Annotated in this window: 5 protein-coding genes and 1 pseudogene; all 6 read right to left on the minus strand. The window is 70.3% G+C overall.

What is annotated here, in order from left to right; genetic code table 11:
* Positions 1-499 (minus strand): crossover junction endodeoxyribonuclease RuvC (gene ruvC, locus G6020_RS06570; protein WP_182610071.1); only part of this gene is annotated, 499 nt, incomplete at its 3' end.
* 59 nt (positions 500-558) lie between these two features.
* Positions 559-1,311, minus strand: coding sequence for a YebC/PmpR family DNA-binding transcriptional regulator (locus tag G6020_RS06575; protein WP_182610072.1), 753 nt, complete (start codon positions 1,309-1,311; stop codon positions 559-561).
* A gap of 81 nt (positions 1,312-1,392) precedes the next feature.
* Entirely contained in the window at positions 1,393-2,010 is a 618-nt protein-coding gene (gene pdxT / locus G6020_RS06580) for a pyridoxal 5'-phosphate synthase glutaminase subunit PdxT (protein ID WP_179525380.1), read from the minus strand.
* Positions 2,007-2,924 (minus strand): acyl-CoA thioesterase II, encoded by a 918-nt coding sequence (locus tag G6020_RS06585; RefSeq protein WP_179525381.1) that lies wholly within the window; start codon positions 2,922-2,924, stop codon positions 2,007-2,009. Before G6020_RS06585 ends, pdxT begins: the two co-directional genes overlap by 4 nt.
* A gap of 7 nt (positions 2,925-2,931) precedes the next feature.
* The gene (pdxS, locus tag G6020_RS06590; RefSeq protein ID WP_182610073.1) at positions 2,932-3,837 is read right to left on the minus strand and encodes a pyridoxal 5'-phosphate synthase lyase subunit PdxS; all 906 of its coding nucleotides are present in this window, start codon (positions 3,835-3,837) and stop codon (positions 2,932-2,934) included.
* Positions 3,838-3,932: 95 nt separating this feature from the next.
* Positions 3,933-4,227 (minus strand): annotated as a pseudogene (locus tag G6020_RS06595) (NUDIX hydrolase); the annotation flags it as partial.

The raw sequence follows: 4,227 nt of genomic DNA on the forward strand, positions 1-4,227 counted from the left end.
CGTCGAGCGCGGCCACCCGGCCCTGCATGGGCGCCCGCCAGCTGTGGCAGACCGCCAGCGCCAGGGCGTCCGCGGCGTCCGCCGGGCTCGGGGGCTTCTGGAGGCCGAGGATCCGCGTGATCATCAGGGTCATCTGCTTCTTGTCGGCGCGACCGCTGCCCGTGACGGCGGCCTTGACCTCGGAGGGGGTGTGGAACGCGACCGGGATGTCCCGGTACGCCGCGGCCATGGCCACGACCCCGGCCGCCTGCGCCGTGCCCATCGCGGTGGACACCTGGTTCTGGGCGAACACACGCTCGATGGCCACCACGTCGGGCCGGTGAACGGCCATCCACTCGTCGGCCACCTCGTGCACCGCCCGCAGGCGACGCTCGAGCGGTTCGTCCGCACTCGTCCGCACCACGTCCACGTCGAGAGCGGTGACGGCGCGGCCCGGTGCCGTCTCGATCAACGCGAGACCGCACCGGGTCAGCCCGGGGTCCACTCCCATGACGCGCATCGAACCTCCGCCGACCAGTGGTAGAACCTACGTTCGAGACCCTACCAGCGACGCGGCCGTCAGGAGTCCAGGGCCGCCAGCACGTCGTCGGGGATATCCACGTTCGAGTAGACGTTCTGGACGTCGTCGGAGTCCTCGAGCGCGTCGATCAGGCGGAAGATCTTCCCCGCCCCCTCGGCGTCGACGGTGACCTCGACGGAGGCCCGGAAGCCCGACTCGGCCGAGTCGTAGTCGATCCCGGCCTCCTGGAGCGCCGTGCGGACCTGGACGAGGTCGGTGGGTTCGCAGATGACCTCGAAGCGGTCGCCGAGGTCGTTGACCTCCTCGGCCCCCGCCTCGAGCACCGCCATCAGGACGTCGTCCTCCTCGAGCTCGCCCTTGTCCAGGACGATCTCACCCTTCCGGGCGAAGAGGTAGGCCACGGAGCCCGGGTCGGCCAGGTTGCCGCCGTTACGGGTCATGGCCGTGCGGACCTCCATGGCCGCGCGGTTGCGGTTGTCCGTGAGGCACTCGATGAGCATCGCCACGCCGTTCGGGCCGTAGCCCTCGTACATGATCGTCTCCCAGTCGGCGCCGCCGGCCTCCTCGCCGGCGCCGCGCCGCCGCGCGCGCTCGACGTTGTCGCCCGGGACCGAGTTCTTCTTGGCCTTCTGGATGGCGTCGAACAGCGTCGGGTTGCCGTCGGGGTCACCGCCACCCGTGCGGGCCGCCACCTCGATGTTCTTGACGAGTTTGGCGAAGAGCTTGCCGCGCTTGGAGTCGATCGCCGCCTTCTTGTGCTTGGTGGTGGCCCACTTGGAATGGCCTGACATGGGGAGTTCCGCCCTCCGGGGTGTCTGGGGTGAGGCCTGGATGACCTCCGGGTGACTTACGGGTGTCGCTGACGGCCCACTCTACGAGGTCGCCGCCCTGACCATGTCGAGGAAGTACCGATGGACGCGCACGTCGTCGGTGACCTCGGGGTGGAACGAGGTCGCGAGGGCGTTGCCCTGGCGCACCGCGACCACGTGATCCTCGCCGTCCGAGGCGCGGACGCCGGCGAGTACCTCGACGTCCGGTCCCACCGTCTCCACCCACGGTGCCCGGATGAAGACCGTCCGAAACGGGTCGGGGCCGAGGGCGTCGACGACGAGGTCGGCCTCGAACGAGTCGACCTGCCGCCCGAAGGCGTTGCGCCGGACGGTCATGTCGATGGCGGAGAACCACGTGGCGTCCGGGCGGGTGTCGAGCACCACGGAGGCCAGCAGGATCATCCCCGCGCACGAGCCGTACACGGGCATCCCGCCCGAGATCCGCTCGGACACCGGCTGGTACATGTCGTACACGTCCAGTAGGCGGCTCATCGCGGTCGACTCACCGCCGGGCAGCACGAGCCCGTCGACCGTGTCCAGCTCCGATCGGCGGCGCACGGTGACGGCCTCCGCCCCGACGGTCTCCAGGTGGCGCAGGTGTTCGGCGACGTCGCCCTGGAGGGCGAGCACGCCGATCCGGGGGCGATTCGCCGCGCTCACCTGTGGTCCCCGCGGGAACCGGCGTCCCCGCGGGCGGCTGCGGTGCGGTCGGACCCGGTGCCCGACAGGTCCACAGGGAAGGGCTGCGCCCCCTCCCGGAGGCGACGCGACAACCCCTCCTGGGTGACCGCCGCGACGAGGCGCCCCGTCCGGTCGAAGATGCGGCCCTGGGTGAGGGCCCGGCCGCCGAAGGCGGACGGGGACGTCTGGTCGTACAGCAGCCAGTCGTCGGCCCGGAACGGGCGCAGGAACCACATCGCGTGGTCCAGGGAGGCGTCCTGGGTGGGCTCATCGGGGTGGATGACCTTGGCCGAGCTCAGCAGGGTCATGTCCGACATGTAGGCGAGCGTGCACACGTGGAAGTTGGGGTCGTCCGGCAGTTCGTCCACGCACCGGAACCACACCCTCTGCTGTGAGGCGATCTGCGAGGATCCGCGGAGCTTGTCGGGCGGCACCATCCGGATGTCCCACTGCGCCCACTCGTCCACGAAGACACGGTGGGTCTCGTCCAGGTCCTCGTACCGCGGCGCGGGGATCTCCTCGGCGTCGATCACGTCGGGAATCGGGTCCTGATGCTCGATCCCCTCCTGGTCGCGGAGGTGGAAGGAGGCCGACATCGAGAAGATGGGCTCGCCCTCCTGGATCGCGGTGACCCGCCGGGTGGCGAAGCTCCGACCGTCCCGCAGCCGGTCCACCTGGAAGACGGTGGGAGCCGACGGGATCCCCGGCCGGATGAAGTAACCGTGGAGCGAATGGACGTGCTTGTCGTCGTCGACGGTGCTGACCGCGGCGGTCAGGGTCTGACCGGCGACCTGGCCGCCGAAGGTGCGCTGCAGGTGGGTCTCGATCGGGTGACCGCGGTAGAGATCGCGGTCGATGCGCTCGATCGCGAGGATGTCCTCGATCTTGGCCACCGGTGGGTCACCAGCCCCGCTCGGCGAGCCGGTGCGGCTCCGGGATGTCGTCCACGTTAATGCCCACCATGGCCTCGCCCAGGCCACGGGAGATCTTCGCCAGGGTCTCCGGGTCGTCGTGGAAGGTGGTGGCCTTGACGATCGCCTTCGCGCGCTCGGACGGGTTGCCGGACTTGAAGATCCCCGAGCCGACGAACACGCCCTCGGCGCCGAGCTGCATCATCATCGCGGCGTCGGCGGGGGTGGCGATGCCGCCGGCGGTGAACAGCACCACGGGGAGCTTGCCGTTGCGCGCCACCTCCTTGACCAGGTCGTACGGCGCCTGGAGCTCCTTGGCGGCCACGTAGAGCTCGTCCTCGGGCAGGTTCTGCAGGCGGCGGATCTCCTGGCGGATCTTGCGCATGTGCGTGGTGGCGTTGGACACGTCACCCGTACCTGCCTCGCCCTTGGAGCGGATCATCGCCGCGCCCTCGGTGATGCGCCGCAGCGCCTCGCCGAGGTTGGTGGCGCCACAGACGAACGGCACGGTGAACTCGAACTTGTCGATGTGGTTGGCGTAGTCGGCCGGGGTGAGGACCTCGGACTCGTCGACGTAGTCCACGCCGAGCGCCTGGAGGATCCGTGCCTCGACGAAGTGGCCGATACGGGCCTTGGCCATCACGGGGATGGAGACGGCCTCGATGATCCCGTCGATGAGGTCGGGGTCGCTCATCCGGGCGACACCACCCTGCGCGCGGATGTCCGCGGGGACCCGCTCGAGGGCCATGACGGCCACGGCGCCGGCGTCCTCGGCGATCTTCGCCTGCTCGGCGGTCACGACGTCCATGATGACGCCACCCTTGAGCATCTCGGCCATACCTCGCTTGACGCGTGCGGTTCCGGTGGTGTTCTCGGTGGACTGCGGCTCGCTCACGAAATAGGCCTTTCCTGGCGTCGATGACTCGTAGTAGGCGTCCAGTGTAGGTCGCCCTGACCTCGGTTCCCCAACCGCCGCCCCACCGCGCCGGGTCAGCCTCCCGCGTGTGGGTGGTCGACGAGTTCGACGTAGTCGGGCATCGGGGCGCGCCCCGCGAGTCGGAGCGCCCTGACGGTCCCCTTCTCGCGCAGGGTCCTGGTGTCGCGGACCGCGTCGTTGTAGAAACTCCGCGCCATCGCGACCCTGTCGGACACGTCCTCGAGTTCGGCGGCCAGGTCGACCGGCAGCACGGCGACGTCCAGCCCGGCCAGCAGGGTGCCGAGGGTGTTCTCCGCCCTCTCGGCGTCCGGCGCACCGTCGTCCGCGGGCGGGCCGGGCCGGGCCGGG

It is taken from the genome of Dietzia sp. B19, assembly GCF_014145155.1.
Lineage (GTDB): Bacteria > Actinomycetota > Actinomycetes > Mycobacteriales > Mycobacteriaceae > Dietzia > Dietzia natronolimnaea.

What these genes read in the sequence shown, in the direction of transcription:
- G6020_RS06575 (WP_182610072.1), bottom strand. Translation starts at nt 1,311, where the DNA reads ATGTCAGGCCATTCCAAGTGGGCCACCACCAAGCACAAGAAGGCGGCG.